The organism is Acinetobacter sp. YH12235, assembly GCF_013417705.1.
GTDB lineage: Bacteria > Pseudomonadota > Gammaproteobacteria > Pseudomonadales > Moraxellaceae > Acinetobacter.
In genome coordinates this window covers 43557-61451 of sequence record NZ_VPDL01000017.1, presented here as the reverse complement: position 1 = coordinate 61451, position 17895 = coordinate 43557, and the positions used below count along the sequence as shown (strand labels likewise).

The window sequence follows — 17895 nt, the reverse complement described above, 5'->3', positions numbered from 1 at the left end:
TCATGAATGTAATAGCTCAAGGAGGAGTCTATGCCATGTTATGCGATTGATGGGGTGATTCCTGTCGTCAGCCCTGAAGCTTATATCCATCCTACGGCTGTGCTGATCGGTGATGTGATCATTGAAGCCGGAGTTTATATTGGTCCGTTCGCTTCGCTGCGGGCCGATTTTGGCCGGATTCATATCCAGAAAAATGCCAATGTCCAAGACTCCTGTACCATCCATGGATTTCCGGACAGTGTGACCTTGGTTGAAGAATATGGCCATGTCGGTCATGGTGCCATTCTGCATGGCTGCGTGGTACGAAAAAATGCCCTGATCGGTATGAATAGTGTGATTCTGGATGAGGCCGAAATCGGGGAGAATGTCATTGTTGGGGCCAACAGTACAGTCAAGGCTAAATTCAAAGTACCAGCAAATAATCTGGTACTTGGCAGTCCGGCGAAAGTAGTTCGTCCCTTAGAGGAAAAAGAAATTGCCTGGAAAAGCCATGGCACCGAGCAATATATCCAGCTCACTGCACGTTGCTTGAATACCATGCAGGAAGTAAAAGCTTTAACCGAAAATTCCGCAGAGCGACGTAGTTATCAGAACTTTAAAGCGGATTATCAAATCAAGCAAAATAGTTAAACTAGCTGATGTTTAAAAAATTTAGATAATTTAAATACGCTAATTTTTTAGTTTTAAAAATTATTGGAAATGAAACCAAATTACTATTGTCGCCTTTCTGGATCGAGTTAAGCTGTTAGAAAACAGGTCAGGAAAGTGCAGATGGAAAGGCGGGAATTTAAAGACCATTTCTCCCAGCAGTCCCAAGATTATGCCTTGTTTCGCCCGCATTATCCGGACACTTTGGGGAAGATGCTGGCAGAGCTATCAACGAGTACCAAATTGGCTTTAGACGTCGGCTGTGGCTCAGGACAGTTTTCAGAGGTTTTGGCGCATTATTTTGATCAGATCATTGCCATTGATGCGAGTAGCGAACAAATCGCACAGGCCAAACCTCATCCGAAAATTCAATATCATCAGGCCTTAGCCGAAGAAATCCCATGTGTTGACCAGAGTGTAGATCTGATTTCAGTCGCACAAGCTGCCCATTGGCTGGATCTGGACAAGTTCTATGCGGAAGTTCGCCGTATTGCAAAATCCAATGCCATTCTGGCTCTTATTAGTTATGGGGTATTCAGCATTGATGAAGAACATCTGAATCATTATTTCAGACATTTTTATGAAGTGACGATCGCACCCTATTGGGCACCTGAACGTCGCCATGTCGATGAAGGATACAAAAATCTGCCATTTCCATTTCAGGAAATTTCTGTACAGCCGCCGGTATTACAAGTCGAGTGGAACTTTTACCAACTGATAGGCTATATGAGTACCTGGTCAGCCGTAAAAGCAGCCACCCAGGCACTCGGACATAATCCGCTGAATGTACTGGCAGATGCCTTATTGCCAGAATGGGAAGATCCAGAATTGCCCCGGGTGGTGAGTTGGCCGCTATCGCTACGAGTGGGAAGGATAAATCCAGATCAAGAAAAGGATAATTAAATAAAAAGCCCAGTCTTAGCTGGGCTTTAAAAATATAAAGTAGAGGTAAATCAATTTATTTGTTTAACAGCATTTCCAGCACAAATTTGGAACCGATAAAGCCGAGCGCCAGCAGGCCAAACCCAAGCAGGGTAAAGCGCACTGCTTTCTGACCACGCCAGCCAAATTTCCAGTGGCCGATCAGTAATGCACCATAAACCAGCCAGGACACAATACTAAAGGCAGTCTTATGGGCCAGATGCTGGGCAAAGAAATTATCGATGGTAAAGAAGCCAAAACCCAATGCCAGTGTCAGTAAAATGAAACCGGTCATCAGCATATCGAACAATAAAGATTCCATATCCTGATAGGAGGGCAACAGATTCACCCAAACCCGACGTTTCTGTTTTTTCTTCAGTTCACGATCCTGAAACCGCAAAATGACGGCCTGAATCGTCGCCATCAATAACACAGCATAAGCGGATAGGGACAAGATAATATGAATATCCAGGCCTAGAGAATTCTGTGCAATGACTTTCGCTGGCTGGGTGAAACTGAAACCGAGAATTAGGCCGGTTGCAGCGACGGGGATACCAATCAGGTTTAAAGCAATAATCGGCCGATAGGTACTGTAAATGATACTTAGCAGCAGCATTAGCCCTGACGTAAAGGAAAGTAAGGCAAATACATCATAATTCATCCCCATCGGGGTATACATGTCACCTGATAAAACCAAAGCATGCAGTACCAGTCCAACTAAAGCTGTTAAGCCGACAAACCATTGATTTGGAGTACGTTTAGTCATTAAATGAATGAACAGATACCAAAAAGAGGAGGTATAAGCGATTAATGCTAAGATCGTGTAAACCAAGGGTAGGCTAAGCATGTCAAACCTTTTTAAGGGTGATGAATATTCATTTATATAAATTCAGTGCGAACTACAGTATCCTATAGCATTCTATGCATAAATTTTCTATTTTAAGAAACAATTTTTTGCTACTGGCTATTTTAAGCGGATTTTGCAATGTTTGATACCTTAACAGAACGACTCACGCAGAGTTTAAGAAATGTTACTGGCTCAGGGCAGCTAACCGAAGACAATATTAAAGATACGTTACGTGAAGTACGTATGGCACTTCTTGAAGCCGACGTTGCGTTACCTGTAACTCGTGAATTTATCGCGAAAGTTAAGGAAGAAGCATTAGGCCAGGAAGTGATGACTCAGTTATCACCAGGGCAAGCCTTCGTCAAAATCGTCTATGACGAATTGACCAAAATGATGGGCGAGGCTAATGAAAGCCTTGACCTTGCAGCAAAACCACCGGTGGTGGTACTGCTTGCCGGTTTGCAGGGTGCGGGTAAAACCACGACTGCAGCCAAACTTGCGCGCTTCCTGCAAGAGCGTCAAAAGAAAAAAGTAGCTATGGTGTCTGCCGACGTTTATCGTCCGGCTGCGATCAAGCAGCTACAGACGGTGGCTGGCGAAGTTGGCGCGATTTTCCTTGAATCGAGTGCTACTGAAAAACCAATCAGTATCGTTAATCGTGCAATTGAACAGGCAAAAATCCAGTTTGCCGATGTACTGATTGTCGATACCGCAGGTCGTCTGCATATCGATGACGATATGATGGAAGAGATTAAAGAGCTGCATGCAGCGATTAATCCGACTGAAACCCTGTTCGTGGTCGATGCCATGACCGGTCAGGATGCGGCAAATACGGCCAAAGCATTTAACGATGCGCTTCCTTTGACAGGTGTGATCCTGACTAAAACTGATGGTGATGCGCGCGGTGGTGCAGCACTGTCTGTTCGTGCGATTACTGGCAAGCCAATCAAGTTCCTCGGTATGGGCGAAAAACTGGATGCGCTTGAGCCATTCCATCCGGAACGTGTGGCACAGCGTATTCTGGGCATGGGTGACGTGCTTTCTTTGGTCGAAGAAGTTGAACGCAAAATCGACAAAGAAAAAGCCGAGAAAATGGCGAAGAAATTGCAGAAAGGCGGTAGCTTCAACTTTGAAGATATGCTGATGCAATTCGAGCAGATGAACAAGATGGGCGGCATGATGGGCTTCCTGGACAAACTTCCAGGCATGAGCAATTCTGGTATTCAAGATGCGATTGCGCAGGCGAATCCTGAAAAGCAAGTGAAGAAAATGGAAGCGATTATCCAGTCGATGACTATCAAGGAGCGCCGTAACCCTGACCTGATGAATCCAAGCCGTAAAAAGCGTATTGCAGCAGGTTGCGGTATGGAAGTCTCAGAAGTCAACAAGCTGATTAAACAGCATGCGCAGATGGCGAAGATGATGAAGAAATTTGCCAATCCGTCGGGTATGGCAAAAATGATGAAATCACTGAGCGGTCTGCAAAAACAGTTTGGTGGCGGCGGTGGCATGGGTCCACTGTTCGGCGGGAACGACAAAAAATAACTGTTTTAAATAAAAAAGGCGCATATAGCGCCTTTTTTATTGTCTGTATTTTCTTTTATATCCAGTTTAAACAAAACAACATTTGCTTACCCAAATTTCCAGAAAAATCAGGCAGACTCGAAAACATTCGAAATAAAATAATATAGAAGGATGTATCTAATGACTCAAGTGATTGTGGTGCATGGCTATACCGCAAGTCCTGAAGAAAACTGGTTTCCATGGATTCAGGAAAAAGCCCAGCAGGAACATGTCAGCTTGAAAGTACTCAGACTTGACCCGTCAACTACGCCAAAACTGGAGGTCTGGGAACAGCAAATGCGTGAACAGATTGACGGGATTGACGAAAACAGTATTTTTATTGCGCATAGTCTGGGATGTCTGGCTGCATTACATTATTTAAGTCGCGAATTAAAAAATCAGAGAATTAAACAACTGGTATTAGTGGCCGGTTTCAATGGCCGACTGGGACGTCTGGAAGAAGTTAATCCGTTCATTGACGCTGCTGAAGTAGATTTTGATTTACTAAAATGTCAGATTGATGAACGTGTAGTGATTTATTCGGAAGGTGATGATCGGGTTCAGCCTGACTTTAGTCTGGAGCAAGCGGAAAGTCTGGATGCAATTGTAGTCTGTGCCGAGCATCAAGGACATTTTATTAATTCGCAAGGTTGTACTGAACTGCCGGAAGTCTGGCGAGTGATTCAGCCTTATCTGATCCAATCTTCCACTGAATAGGGAGGATGATGAACAGATCGGTTCAATGATGACAGGATGAAGTTGAATAAGGAATATTGAATTTCATCCGCTAATAAATAATTAAAAACTTAATTTTTGTCGGAGCATTTTGCTCTCAATATAATAAGTACAATGCTATGAAAAATATAACGAAGAAAGTCTATATCGTGCCTGACTATCAGGCGACCTCAAATGACCACTGGTATCCGTGGTTAAGCCGGCAGATCAAAGACGCCGGGTTCGAGGCCAAACGGATCATGCTGGCCAATCCTTTTCAACCTGATCTGGAAGAATGGCAGCACAACCTGAAACTGCAGATTCCACATCTGGATGAGCATAGTTTCATTGTTGCGCATGGCTTGGGTGGCTTAAGTGCTCTAAAGTTTCTCGAAGAACACTATAACCGTACACAGTTGAAAATTGGCGGGCTAATGCTGGTCGCAGCTTTTGATACACCACTGGTGGCCTGGTCGGAACTGAATAAAATGGTGCAGGCAGTAAAGCTAGATCTGAACAATTTATCACATGGCGCCAAACGTTTTGTAATGCTGCTTTCCAGCAATAATCCTTATGTGCCTGCACCGATTTCGTTGCGTTTGGGCCATAGCCTGAATGCACAGATTTTTGAAATCAAAAATGCAGGGCATTTTAACAAGCTGGATGGCTATGCAGATTTTTCAAAGTTGCTCGAGCTGCTTAAACTGTGTCTGGCAAATGATCTGCAAAATGCTGCAGGCCTTTAAGCAATAAATCGGGTTCAATAATAGGCTGAAACCGTTCGAGATGCTGGGCAAAGAGTGCAGCATCTCCACCGGTCAGGATCAGCTGTGCCGGAAAATCTTGCAGTACTTTTTCAATGGTACTGAGCAGACCGAATAAAATGCCATGATGTACGGCATCAATGGTATTGCGCCCAGGACTGAGTTCCTCGAAAGCTGCATCCGGGATTTTAATGCCTTTGGTATTCTGGATCAGGGAATCGCGTTGTAAATACAGATTCGGCAGGATATAACCGCCGAGATGTTTCTGACCTTGGGCTAGATCAATGGTCAGGGCAGTCCCGCAGCTGATGACACAGTAATTTTGCTCGGTCGACTTGGCAACGGCCAGCACCTGCAACCAGCGGTCAATCCCAAGCTGGGAAGGATCATCATAGCCACAGATCAAACCGGCATAGCGTGCCTGTACCTTGGCAAAAACTACAGGAATGTTCAGGCAGGTCAGAATCGATTGAATTCGGGTATTATTTGCTTTGTCCAGCACGGAAGAAATTCCGACCTGATGCAAGCCCAAACTCTTAAAATGCTGAATCAGACCGAGAAGTAAGTCGGCAGGGGATTGCAAATGCATTTCCGCAGCATGTTCAATGATCTGGTTCTGCTCCGTAATCCAGTACTTGAGTCGTGTATTGCCGATATCCAGCCATAGTTTTTTCATTGAATGATGCCTGTTCAGCCGCCGTTTTTGAGACGGAGTTGCCCCTGATAAAATGTCTGCGTACCTGCATCCGTTTCGATAATGACCGCACCATCGTCTTGAATGCCGAGGAAAGTTCCGGAATATTGGCCTTGAATATCGGTAAATTCAACTGTTTGCTGGAAAAATGCGGCATATTGGTTAAACCGTGCTGGCAGATTCTGACTGCCATAATTAAACCATTCACCCGCTTGTTGAATAGCCAGATACAACTCGGCAATCAGATTTACACGTGAAGCATGCGGTAGTCCCAATTCAGTCAGAGAAGTCACCTGCTGGTCTGGAATGCTTTCCGTGAGTGGACTGACATTGATCCCGACACCAACCACCACCTGTTGGGTCGAAATCGGTTCAATCAGAATGCCGCCCCATTTCCCCTGCAGGCTGTACAGGTCATTGGGCCATTTCACTTGCAAGTCCAGTCCTTTTAGACTTGGCATTTGCAGGATATTTAACGCAATTTCCAGCGCCAGACGACCATCGATTGCTTTTTGTGTATGCAGCAATGTGCTTAAATAGATGTTCCCCTCAGGAGAAATCCACTGACGTTGACGCTGTCCACGTCCTTGGGTTTGCACGCGGCTACACACCAGTACCTGTTGTACCCCTTTGGTTGCCAGTTCCCGGACATCATCATTGGTCGATGTGGTGATCGGCTTGATCAGCAACACTTCAGGGAGTTGGCCTGCTTGACTTAAACGTTGCTGCAGTTCGCGAGTTTCTACATCCATTTGAATCTAAACGTGGTAAATGTCGTTATGGAGTTAATCATATATTTATTGATTGGTGCAATTGCAGGATTTGCCGCAGGCCTGTTTGGCGTTGGTGGTGGTCTGATTATCGTGCCAATTCTGTACATTGTTTTTACCCAGCTCCAGTACGATCCAAGCGTGATTATGCATATGGCAGTCGGAACTTCTCTGGCCACAATTATTGTGACCTCAATCAGTTCGGTGATGGCACATCATCAGAGAGGGGCAGTGTTATGGGATGTAGTGCGTAATCTGGCACCCGGCCTGGTCATTGGCTCATTCTTGGGAGCTGGAATTGCAGATTATTTATCGGGCCAAGGCCTGCAATTGCTGATTGGCTTCTTTGCAGTCTGGATTGCATTCAGAATGTTTAGAGGCGCGCATTATCAGGTTGATCCGAATCAGAAATTGCCTTCAGCCGCATTACAGTTGGCAGCGGGTGGTGGCATTGGCGTGGCATCGGCCATATTCGGGATTGGTGGCGGCAGTTTGACTGTGCCTTTCCTGAATCGTTGTGGTGTCGTCATCCAGAAAGCAGTAGCCACTTCTGCTGCCTGCGGTTTGCCGATCGCAGTGGCTGGTGCCTTAGGTTTCATCTGGTTTGGTCAGAAAGCTGAAGTCGAAGTACCAAATACGATTGGTTATATTCATATTTATGCGTTTATTGGTATTAGTGTGATGAGTTTTATCACTGCAAAATTTGGTGCAAAAGTGGCGCATTTATTATCACCAGTTCTATTAAAAAAATGTTTTGCGGCCTTATTGACTACAGTTGGTCTGTATTTTATCTATCAAGGCTTTACTGCCTGAACTACTCATTTTTTATCAGCTAAATTTTTTGAGGAGAATAGGTCACTATTCTCCTTTTTCTTTGACTGGGTTGGCTGTATAGACACAAGATTGTCTGACAATGTCAAAGTATTTTCTGAAAAAAAGCCGTTTAATAACTGAAAAGTCATCCAGAATGACTGCACTTGCATCAATAAAAATAAGACAGGAACAGTATGCAACAACAAGAAGCACACAGTTTGTCTGAACAGATTGCCAAGCATATCAGTGAACAGATTATCCGGGGTGAACTGGTTGAAGGCGAACGCATCCAGGAACTCAGAATTGCATCGGAACTTGACGTCAGTCGGGGATCAGTCCGTGAAGCCTTGCTCTTGCTTGAACGTACCCAGCTGATTGAAATCTTCCCGCGTCGTGGCGCCATTGTTTCGGAAATGTCGGCCATGCAGGTTCGTGCCCTGTTTGACCTGACCTCTTTATTGCTGGGGCAGATGGTACATCGCATGGCAGAGACCTGGCGCAGTCATGAGGCAGAGCGCATTCAGCTACTATTAGAACAATTGGAAGCCGAAACCCGCCAAGGCCATATCGAAAAGTTTTATGATTTGATCTTTCAGGGCATGGCCCAGCAACAGGAGATGGTCGGTAATCTTTACCTGATGCGCTACTATCAGGAACTGCTGCCATCTTTACGCCGTAGCTATTTTCTGACCCTGAATATTTCAAGACGTGAGCTACAGGAATCTTTTGAATTATTTAAACTGGTGACGGAAGCGATTTTAATTCGTAAATCCCATCAGGCGACGTTATTTATGGAAGATTTTTGTCGACACTTGCGCAACCTTGTGTTGGAATCTCTGACACGGATGAAACAAATTGAACTCGCGTGGGCCAGACGCTCACGACGTTAAATCAGGACACTATGCGTTTAAGCAGTTTAAAACTTTCAGGCTTCAAATCTTTTGCTGACAGTACCACCTTACACTTCAAGGATAACCGGACTGCAGTGGTGGGACCCAATGGTTGTGGTAAATCAAATGTGATTGATGCCATACGCTGGGTGATGGGTGAGTCCAGTGCACGCCAACTGCGTGGTGGCAGCATGCAGGATGTGATTTTTACCGGAACAGCCAAGCGCAAACCGGTGGGCATCGCCAGTGTAGAACTGCGTTTTGATAATACTTATGGCAAGCTGGGCGGTGCGTATAATGCCTATAATGAGCTGGCAGTGCGTCGTCAGGTCAACCGTGATGGCAAGTCTGAATATTTCCTGAATGGCACTAAATGCCGACGTCGTGATATTACCGATATTTTCTTGGGAACCGGTCTGGGGCCGCGTTCTTATGCAATTATTGAACAGGGCATGATTAACCGTCTGGTAGATGCCAAGCCGGAAGAAATGCGGGTTTTTATTGAAGAAGCTGCAGGGGTTTCCCGTTATCAGGCACGTCGCCGCGAGACCATGCTGCATCTGGATCACACGACGCAGAACCTGTCGCGTCTGGAAGATATTGCCTCTGAACTCAAGTCTCAGCTTAAAACCTTGAAACGCCAGTCAGAAACTGCCATTCAATATAAGGAACTGGAAGGCCAGATCCGTACCATCAAGATTGAAATCCTGTCGTTCCAGTGTGAGCAGAGCCAGCGTCTGCAAGAAGAATATACTGTGCAGATGAATACGCTGGGCGAGAATTTTAAGCTGGTACGTTCTGAATTGACTACTGTTGAGCATGATCTGGGAGCGACCAGTGAACTGTTCCAGCGCTTGATTCAACAGTCCACACCGCTACAAACTGAATGGCAACAGGCTGAGAAAAAGCTCAGCGAACTGGAAATGACCCTGCAGCAAAAGCAGTCCTTATTGCAGCAGAACTCAAGCAGTCTGGTGAAGCTGGAAGAACAAAAAGCACAAACCAAAGAACGTTTACAGCTGATTGAATTGCAACTGGACACCCTGCATCAACAACTCGAAGATCAGACTGCACAATTGCAGCAGCAGGAAGGTCAAAGTCAGGAACAAAACCAGGGTCTGACTGATCTGAAATCCCAGCAAGGCACAATTGCTGCCCAGTTTGCTCAAATTAAAACCCAGGTTGAGCAACAGCAACAACGTAAACAGCAAATGCTGGCGCAAAGTGAACAGCTGGCTAAAAATATTGCCCGGATTGAACAGCAAGAAGAAACCTTGCAACAGCAGGCAGCACAAATTCAGCAGCAGGCGCAGCAAGATGAGCTGGAACAGTATCAGACTGATAGAGCTGAAACTGAACAGCAAATCACTGGCTTTGAGGCTCAACTCAAAACACTGAAAACTGAGCTTGAGCAGCTACAGGCAGAACAGGCAAGTCAGCAGCAAATGCTCATGCAGCTGAAATCAGAAATTCAGGTACTGCATTCAGAACGCAAAAACCTGAGCCAGTTACTGACCAAAGCCAATCCAAACGCCAAAGCGGATGCGGTGCAGTTAATGCAAGTGCTGAAGCTGAATCCACAGGCCAAAGCTTATGCCAGTTTGATTGAAAAGTTCCTGGCGAAATGGCTTTCTGCACAAGTATTAGAAGAAACTGAGCATTTTCTGGAAAATAGTGCACGCCAGCTCAAAGCTCAGACGACACAGGATAATATTCAGCTTGATGGACTCCCTTGTTTAGCAGACTGGATTGAAGCGCCTCAATATTCGCTCTGGCAACAGGTGGCCGTAGCTGAGAACTTTAAACAGGCGCTTGGTTTACAAACTCAGCTGAGAACAGGCCAGTCGATCTTAAGTCTGGATGGCTATCATGTCGGACCCGACTGGATGATTGCACTGGACTATGATGAAGCCAGTCAGGCGGGACAAGGAGCACTGAGTCATCGTATTCGTCTGGATGAAATCGAGCAGCAACTGATTCAGCTTGAACCAAAATTCGCAGATCTAGAGCAACAGCTTCCTGAGTTAAATGCTCAAGTGAAAGCTTTACAGAGCCAGATTCAGAGCATCAATGAGCAGCAGAAGCAGGCACAAAAGCAGTTACAACAGCTTGATCTGAATATTGCTAAAGTCCAGAGTGCGACACAGGCCTTTGCAGTACAGAAACAGCAATTGCAGAACCAGTTACAGCAACTGGACGAGCAACTGGAAGAAGATGCGATGCAGAAAGATGATCTGGAGATTGATCTGCATGCGCTGAATCTGAAACTGGAACAGGCACTGCCAAATTACAAAACCTTGCAATTCCAGCTGGAAGAACTCAATGCCCAGCTGGAAGACTCACAGCTAGTCACTCAGCAGGCGCAGCAGGAATTAGAAGTACTGCGCCGTCAAACGGTACAAAGTCAGCAGCAGGCTGAACTGCTGGAAAAAGACCAGCTGTTTTTAAAAGAGCAATATCAACAGATTATTGCGCAAATAGAACAGGCCAAAAAGTTTGTCGATCCGGTACAGCTGGAATTACCTGCTTTACAGAGCCAGTTCAATGAACAGGCACTGATCACGGAAAAACTGCAAAAAACCTGGGCAGACTGGCAGATCGAGCTGAATCAGATCCAGAGCAAGCAGCAGCACCTGACTGAGCAGCGCCATACTTTCCAGCAGCAAGATGAACAACTGCGTACTGAACTTGAAGCCAAACGTCTGGCTTGGCAAGCTGCCAGATCTGATTTACAGCATTATTCAGAACAACTGAAAGAGTTGAATAGTGAAGTAATTTCAGGGCTAAATATTGATGTAAAAGTACATCAGGCTAAACTGGAAAAAGCACAGGCTCAATTCGATAAACTGGGTGCAGTGAATCTGGCAGCTTCTGAAGAGTATGAAGAAGTTTCGAAACGCTATGATGAACTCAACCATCAGATTCAGGATCTGGAAAATACCGTTGAACAGCTGCAGGCAGCAATGAAAAGTATTGATCAGGAAACCCGTAAGCTGTTTATGAATACCTTCGATCAGGTCAATGCCGAGCTACAAAACCTGTTCCCGAAAGTATTTGAGGGCGGTGAAGCGAGTTTAAGTCTTGAAGATGGATGGCAATCGGGTGTAAAACTGATGGCTCGCCCACCGGGCAAGCGTAACAGTTCACTGGCATTACTTTCTGGTGGTGAAAAAGCTTTAACCGCATTAGCACTGGTCTTTGCAATTTTCCGCTTAAATCCGGCACCATTCTGTGTATTGGACGAAGTGGATGCACCGCTGGACGATGCCAATGTGGGACGTTTTTGTAATTTAGTCAAAGAGCTTTCTGAACAAGTGCAATTTATTTATATTACCCATAACAAACTTGCAATGATGATGGCGACTGATCTTTTAGGTGTAACCATGCCTGAACCGGGAACCTCAAAATTAGTGACAGTAAATTTGGAACAGGCAAAAGAATACGGCTTAGCTGCGGAGGTATAACATGGAAATCACCACAATTATCGGGATTGTTATTGCAATTGTGATTATGCTATTCGGCATAAGACTGATCTTGAAAAAACCTGCGGAGGCTGTACCGTCACTGGATGCGGATCTTCATATTGATCCTGACAGCCAGACTCCGGTTATTCCGAGGCATGTACGTTCTCAACTGTCTAAAACCGAAAGTCCGGCAGCTGCACGTGTTGAACCGAGCCTGAATGAAGAAGCAGTAGACAACATTGCACCTGTGGCAGAACAAAAAGAAGCAGCCAAAGTAGAGCCAACTTTGACTGAAACCGTCCAGCCCGAAACCAAAGCAGCAAGTCCGCTCGATACACAGGTGGTTGCAGAGGAAGCAGCCAAAACAGAAGAAAACACTACGTCAGCTGAACAAGAAAGCAAGCCTGAAACAGTAGAAGTAGCAGAAACAGCAAAAGAGCCTAAAGCCGCCGAATTTAGCCTGAATAGCAATATTGAGAAAGCTGAAATTTCTGACTTCAATGATGAAAGCAGTATTCTCGATGCACATCTACATGAGCAAAAAATTGTGGATGAAGAATGTTCGCTGGCTAATGCTGAAACGATTATTTCATTGCATGTTTATCCCCAAGGCCGAGCTCTTTCAGGCGAGAAAACTTTAAAAGTTTTACTGAAATATGGTCTGCGTTATGGTGAGCTGGCATGTTTCCATCGTTATAGTGAAGATGGCTCGAAACTGCTATTTTCAGTATTACGTATGGCAGATACCGGTATGGAAGGTTTTGACCTAGAAACCCTGTCGACTGAAGAAGTGAAAGGTCTGGCATTCTTCCTGGCTTTACCGCATAGCGATGTACAGAATGCTTTCGATACCATGGACAGCATTTCACGTCTGATTGCGCGTGAAGTGGATGGTCTGGTTTATGATCAGAACCAGCAGGAAATGACCCCGCAATTACGTGAATTCTGGCGTCATCAGGCGATTGATTATCGTGCTGGACAGACTGCAGAAGTTTAATATTCCAATATTGAATCTGCAGAATCCGATTTTTATAATAGCGAAAAGCTGAATATTGTATAGGGCGGATTTTCCGCCCTTTTTTATGGTGAAATTATGACCCAAGATGCCACTGTCATTGCGCAAATGCGTCAATTGATTCAACTGATTGCCAAGCATAATCATGCTTATTATGTGATGGATCAACCTACGATTGAAGACAGTGAATATGATCAGCTCTTTCATCAGCTCAAAGCTTTAGAAGAACAATATCCACATTTACAGCAGCCAGACACACCGACAGTCAAAGTAGGTGGTCAGGCACTTTCCAAATTTCTGACCGTAACGCATGCGGTGCCAATGCTGTCTTTGGGCAACGTGTTTAATCAGGATGACCTTTTTGCTTTTGCGCGCCGTATTGAAGAGCGTTTACCCAATCAAAAGATTGAATACGATGTTGAGCTGAAATTTGACGGTCTGGCAATATCCCTCTGGTATGAACATGGCGTACTGGTTCGTGGTGTCACTCGTGGTGATGGGGAAACTGGCGAAGATATTACCCAGAATGTCAAAACCATTCGTAACCTGCCGAAATTCCTGTCTCCAGTGAATGGCGTGATTCCAGAATTACTGGAAGTGCGTGGCGAAGTGCTAATGCCGAAATCCGGCTTTGAACGCCTGAATGCGGCCAATGCAGCGAAAGGTGAAAAAACCTTTGCCAATCCACGTAACGCCGCGGCCGGCAGTTTACGCCAGCTTGATCCGAATATTGCAGCTTCTCGACCTTTGGCTTTCTATGCCTATGGGATTGCCCAGTGTGTACCGCATCATGGTGAAACCACGATGTCAGCCAGTCTGGAATGGCTACAGCAGTTTGGCTTTGCTGTGGGTGAGCGGCATTTTATCTGCAGTAGCATCCAGGAAGTGCAAAAGGTTTACGAGCAGATCATTGAAGAACGTTCAAAGCTTAGTGTCGAAATCGATGGTATGGTCATTAAGGTCAATGACCTTAAACAGCAACAAAAACTGGGTTTCTTGAGCCGTGAACCACGTTGGGCAACGGCTTATAAATTCCCAGCAGTGGCTGCATTGACCACTGTTGAAAATATTGACTGGCAAGTGGGCCGTACCGGAACGTTGACCCCTGTGGCACGTTTAAATCCGGTTGCCGTGGGCGGTGTGACGGTTTCCAATGTGACCCTGCATAATATTGGTGAAATTCACCGTCTGGATGTAAGAATCGGGGATACCGTCAGTGTCTATCGTAGTGGTGACGTGATTCCTAAGGTTGAAAAAGTCTGGCCAGAATTCCGTCCTGCCAATGCGGTAGAAGTGTATTTGCCAGAGAACTGTCCAGTGTGTGATTCTCCTGTGGTCATGCCAGAAGGTGAAGCCTTGGCACGCTGTTCAGGTGAACTGTATTGTGCGGCGCAGCGTATCGAGACCATCCGTCACTTTGTTTCGCGTAAGGCTATGGATATCGAAGGTCTGGGCGATCGCTGGGTGGAGTCACTGTTACATCTCAATCTTTTGAAAGATGTCTCGGATATTTATCACTTGCACGAGCATCGTGAGCAATTACTGCAAATCGAAAAAATGGGTGAAAAGTCCGTTCAGAATCTACTGGATGCGATTGAGAACAGCAAGAAAACTACATTGGCAGCGTTTATTTATGCGCTCGGGATTCGCGGTGTAGGTGAAACGACAGCACGTATGCTGGCCAATACTTTCCAGACTCTCGACGCTTTACGTAGTGCTGATGTAGACGCTTTAAAGAAAACACCGGATGTTGGTGATATTACAGCAGAGTGGATTGTTGATTTCTTTCAGGCACCGCATAATCTGGAAGTGTTGGATCGCTTGTTGGCTGCCGGTATTCATTGGGATGCGCCAATTGCACCAACGCGCCAACCACTGAATGGCGAAAGCTGGGTAGTGACTGGAACTTTAAGCTCTATGGGACGTGATGAAGCGACGCAATTACTGCAAGCCTTAGGTGCACGGGTCAGTGGCAGTGTCTCTAGCAAGACCAAATGCGTGGTGGCGGGTGAAAAAGCCGGTTCTAAGCTCGATAAAGCAGAAAAACTCGGTGTGCCCGTGATCAATGAAGCGCAATTTATTGCTTTGATGAAGGAGCATGGGCAAATCGAAGAATAATTAGCTCTAAACAATGACTCAAATAAAAAAGACACCCAGGATGATGAATCTTAAGGTGTCTTTTTTATTGCTAGTTCAAAACTATAGGTGAATGAGAGGGGAGGATAGACAAATACAAGGACGGGTTCGGTAATGTAAGTTGAATTCACGTACAATAGATTCATTTGCAGGTATAGATCCTGCCTGATTGATTCTGTTCTCCCTTTGATGATTGGCATACACATGGCGCAAGCAAAGAAATCTTTTCCGCAACAAAAATCGCAATTACATGCACGAAATCTGCATCGCAGTCGTTACGATTTTCCTCAGCTGATCAAGAGTTGTCCGGAACTTGCACCTTTTGTCAGCCTGAATCAATACAACGATCTTTCAGTCAACTTTTCTGATCCACTGGCTGTGAAAATGCTCAATAAAGCATTGCTCAAGCATTTTTACGGCATTCAATATTGGGATATTCCTCAAGATTATCTTTGCCCACCGATTCCGGGTAGAGCCGACTATATTCACTATTTGGCTGACCTGTTAAGTGACAATAATAACGGCCAAATTCCAACAGGACACGCCGTTCACGTATTAGATATTGGGGTAGGGGCGAACTGTATTTATCCGATCATTGGGCATCGTAGTTATGGTTGGAAATTTGTTGGCTCAGACATTCATTCGGCATCGGTTAAAAGTGCTCAATTTATTGTGGAGGCAAATCCAAATCTCAGGAAGGGGATTCAGATTCGATTGCAAAAGACACCGAGCAATATTTTCAAAGGTGTGATTAAACCTTCAGATCGTTTTGATTTGACCCTGTGTAACCCACCATTTCATGCTTCACAAGATGAGGCAAATGCCACAGCAACGCAAAAATTACGCAAACTTGGCAAACCGGTTGATCGGTCTAAAGTGGTGTTAAACTTTGGTGGACAAAAGAACGAGCTGTGGTGTGACGGTGGAGAAGAACGCTTTGTTTGCCAAATGGTACAAGAGAGCACACAGTTTGCTGAGCAATGTCTTTGGTTTAGTACACTGGTTTCTAAGAAAACCACATTGCCTATGCTGTTAAATACCTTGCGTAAGTGCGGTGCAGTGGATGTAAAAACTATTAAAATGACGCAGGGGCAAAAAGAGAGTCGTTTTGTGGCTTGGACTTTTCTAGATACAAAGCAACAGCAAGCGTGGAAAAATGCGCGTTGGACTTCTGCTTAGCTTGTTTTTATGCAGGAATAGTGAGCTTGTGGGCGCATAAGTCGGTGTAGTAGCTCAAATTTAATCTGACAGACACCATAAAAAATCGGTCACTGTCAGATCAGGTTTGAGCTCGTACAATTAAGGAATATATTTCTTCACCACACCATCATCCAGCAATTGCTGGAAATGTTCGACCAAGCTTTCTTTTACTGGACGATATTCCAGACCGAGTTCATCCTTACTTTTTTGTGCATTAAAGAAAATTGGATAACCCATATTGAGTTCAACAAATTTACGGCTAAAGCCGGCCAGAGGACCAAAAATCTTGAAAGCCGTTTTTGGCAACTGGTTGCGCGGAAACGGGAATTTTGGACCAAATGCTTCACGCAGGATTTTACCCATTTCTAGCAGGCTCAAAGTCTCACTACAGATAATATAACGGCCATGCGCTTCCGGATTAAAGGCGGCACGGATATGGGCTTCCGCAACATCCTGAACATCCACCACACCATTCCACATTGGTGGAACACCCAGCAAGGTCATGCCATTGGCAAACTGTTGCAGAACTTCCACACTGCCTGATTGAGTATTAGGCGTTAAGGATTCCCCAAAGACCAGTGCCGGATTGATACAGATCAGGTCCCAGCGATCCTGTGCTTCCGCCATTTCCCAAGCTTTGCGTTCTGCCATGACTTTGGAATATGGATAAGGCTGATGGGTTTCTGAACTGGTGGTATTCCAGTGAGATTCATCAAAACTGGTGTGCTCGGTTTGCAAAATATCAATCGCATCGCCATACGTTGAGGCAATACTTGAGGTGACAATCACACGTTTGACAGATTCAGTTTTATTGACGCTATTCAGCACATTTTGCGTACCCAGAATTGCCGGTTCAATAATGTCTTTGAGCGCATCTTTATAATTGGTGACCACAAAAGGCGAGGCCATATGAAAGACAATTTCACAACCTTCCATGGCCGCATCAAAAGAACCGGGCTTGAGCAGGTTAGCTTCAAACAGCTTTAAGGTCCCCGGGCTGCTGTCTGCAATTTGTTCAAGGTGTGTATAACTCTGGGTTTTATTCAGGTCACGTACAGTGGCGTGTACGGTATAACCTTGTTTTAAAAGTTTCTGGATCACCCAACTGGCGATATAGCCAGATGCGCCGGTGACCAGAACAGGTGCTGTGCTATGTTGTAATGTCATATTTAAACCGTTGTTGTTTTGACTTCTTTCATCGTAGGCACAATTATGCATGAACCAGGCCAAACAGGTGAGTCCAAGATAAAAATAAGCAACAAGATAAGTACTTATTAATATTTACAAAAATTAACGTTTGAATATTCCAGCTTGCTAGAATGAATAAAAACGGAACGAAAAATGCAAGATGTTGTTTTATAAATGGGATTTGGCCGAACAGAGAGCGTAAATGCAAGTGCTTCTCATTTTAATTATATAAAAATCAGACATTTACCATAATTTTGCTTTTGCAAAT

General features: G+C 45.0%; 15 protein-coding genes. 11 read left to right on the top strand and 4 right to left on the bottom strand.

The annotated features are described in order from the left end of the window. Positions 1-30 precede the first annotated feature (30 nt). Together FTV13_RS10230 and FTV13_RS10225 are read left to right on the top strand one after the other, a co-directional pair. Positions 31-630 (top strand): gamma carbonic anhydrase family protein, encoded by a 600-nt coding sequence (locus tag FTV13_RS10230; RefSeq protein ID WP_179993128.1) that lies wholly within the window; start codon positions 31-33, stop codon positions 628-630. 141 nt (positions 631-771) lie between these two features. Further along, positions 772-1551, top strand: coding sequence for a class I SAM-dependent methyltransferase (locus tag FTV13_RS10225; RefSeq protein ID WP_179993127.1), 780 nt, complete (start codon positions 772-774; stop codon positions 1549-1551). 55 nt (positions 1552-1606) lie between these two features. Here FTV13_RS10225 and FTV13_RS10220 read toward each other — a convergent pair whose 3' ends face one another. Continuing rightward, a complete protein-coding gene (locus tag FTV13_RS10220; RefSeq protein WP_004783358.1) occupies positions 1607-2416 on the bottom strand; it encodes an inner membrane protein YpjD in 810 nt (269 codons plus the stop codon). Between the two features lie 138 nt (positions 2417-2554). Between FTV13_RS10220 and ffh the strand changes: the two genes are divergently transcribed. From ffh to FTV13_RS10205, 3 genes are all read left to right on the top strand, one after another. After that, the gene (ffh, locus tag FTV13_RS10215; protein ID WP_004783356.1) at positions 2555-3961 is read left to right on the top strand and encodes a signal recognition particle protein; all 1407 of its coding nucleotides are present in this window, start codon (positions 2555-2557) and stop codon (positions 3959-3961) included. A gap of 159 nt (positions 3962-4120) precedes the next feature. After that, positions 4121-4696, top strand: a complete 576-nt coding sequence (locus tag FTV13_RS10210) for an alpha/beta hydrolase (RefSeq protein WP_180011950.1) — start codon at positions 4121-4123, stop codon at positions 4694-4696. A gap of 137 nt (positions 4697-4833) precedes the next feature. Next, positions 4834-5439: an alpha/beta hydrolase gene (locus FTV13_RS10205; protein ID WP_180011948.1), complete on the top strand. Its 606-nt coding sequence runs from the start codon at positions 4834-4836 to the stop codon at positions 5437-5439. Here the strand turns inward: FTV13_RS10205 and FTV13_RS10200 are convergent. Continuing rightward, the gene (locus FTV13_RS10200) at positions 5393-6133 is read right to left on the bottom strand and encodes a type III pantothenate kinase (protein ID WP_166136712.1); all 741 of its coding nucleotides are present in this window, start codon (positions 6131-6133) and stop codon (positions 5393-5395) included. The genes FTV13_RS10205 and FTV13_RS10200 overlap by 47 nt on opposite strands. A 14-nt stretch (positions 6134-6147) precedes the next feature. Then, a complete protein-coding gene (locus tag FTV13_RS10195) occupies positions 6148-6903 on the bottom strand; it encodes a biotin--[acetyl-CoA-carboxylase] ligase (RefSeq protein WP_180011946.1) in 756 nt (251 codons plus the stop codon). A 27-nt stretch (positions 6904-6930) separates the two neighbouring features. Between FTV13_RS10195 and FTV13_RS10190 the strand changes: the two genes are divergently transcribed. The 6 genes from FTV13_RS10190 to rlmF all read left to right on the top strand — a co-directional run bounded on the left by FTV13_RS10190 (position 6931) and on the right by rlmF (position 16418). Beyond that, positions 6931-7734, top strand: a complete 804-nt coding sequence (locus tag FTV13_RS10190; RefSeq protein ID WP_004783347.1) for a sulfite exporter TauE/SafE family protein — start codon at positions 6931-6933, stop codon at positions 7732-7734. Positions 7735-7928: 194 nt separating this feature from the next. After that, positions 7929-8624 (top strand): GntR family transcriptional regulator, encoded by a 696-nt coding sequence (locus tag FTV13_RS10185; protein ID WP_034170647.1) that lies wholly within the window; start codon positions 7929-7931, stop codon positions 8622-8624. An 11-nt stretch (positions 8625-8635) separates the two neighbouring features. Next, positions 8636-12088, top strand: coding sequence for a chromosome segregation protein SMC (gene smc, locus FTV13_RS10180; RefSeq protein ID WP_180011972.1), 3453 nt, complete (start codon positions 8636-8638; stop codon positions 12086-12088). A 1-nt stretch (position 12089) separates the two neighbouring features. Further along, positions 12090-13085, top strand: a complete 996-nt coding sequence (locus tag FTV13_RS10175; protein WP_180011944.1) for a cell division protein ZipA C-terminal FtsZ-binding domain-containing protein — start codon at positions 12090-12092, stop codon at positions 13083-13085. Positions 13086-13181: 96 nt separating this feature from the next. Then, positions 13182-15221, top strand: a complete 2040-nt coding sequence (ligA, locus tag FTV13_RS10170; RefSeq protein ID WP_180011942.1) for an NAD-dependent DNA ligase LigA — start codon at positions 13182-13184, stop codon at positions 15219-15221. Positions 15222-15443: 222 nt separating this feature from the next. Further along, the gene (gene rlmF, locus FTV13_RS10165; protein ID WP_180011940.1) at positions 15444-16418 is read left to right on the top strand and encodes a 23S rRNA (adenine(1618)-N(6))-methyltransferase RlmF; all 975 of its coding nucleotides are present in this window, start codon (positions 15444-15446) and stop codon (positions 16416-16418) included. 120 nt (positions 16419-16538) lie between these two features. On the opposite strand, the gene FTV13_RS10160 is transcribed toward rlmF, so the two are convergent. Beyond that, on the bottom strand, positions 16539-17606 hold the full coding sequence (locus FTV13_RS10160) for an aldehyde reductase (RefSeq protein ID WP_034170652.1): 1068 nt from the start codon (positions 17604-17606) through the stop codon (positions 16539-16541). Positions 17607-17895 lie beyond the last annotated feature (289 nt).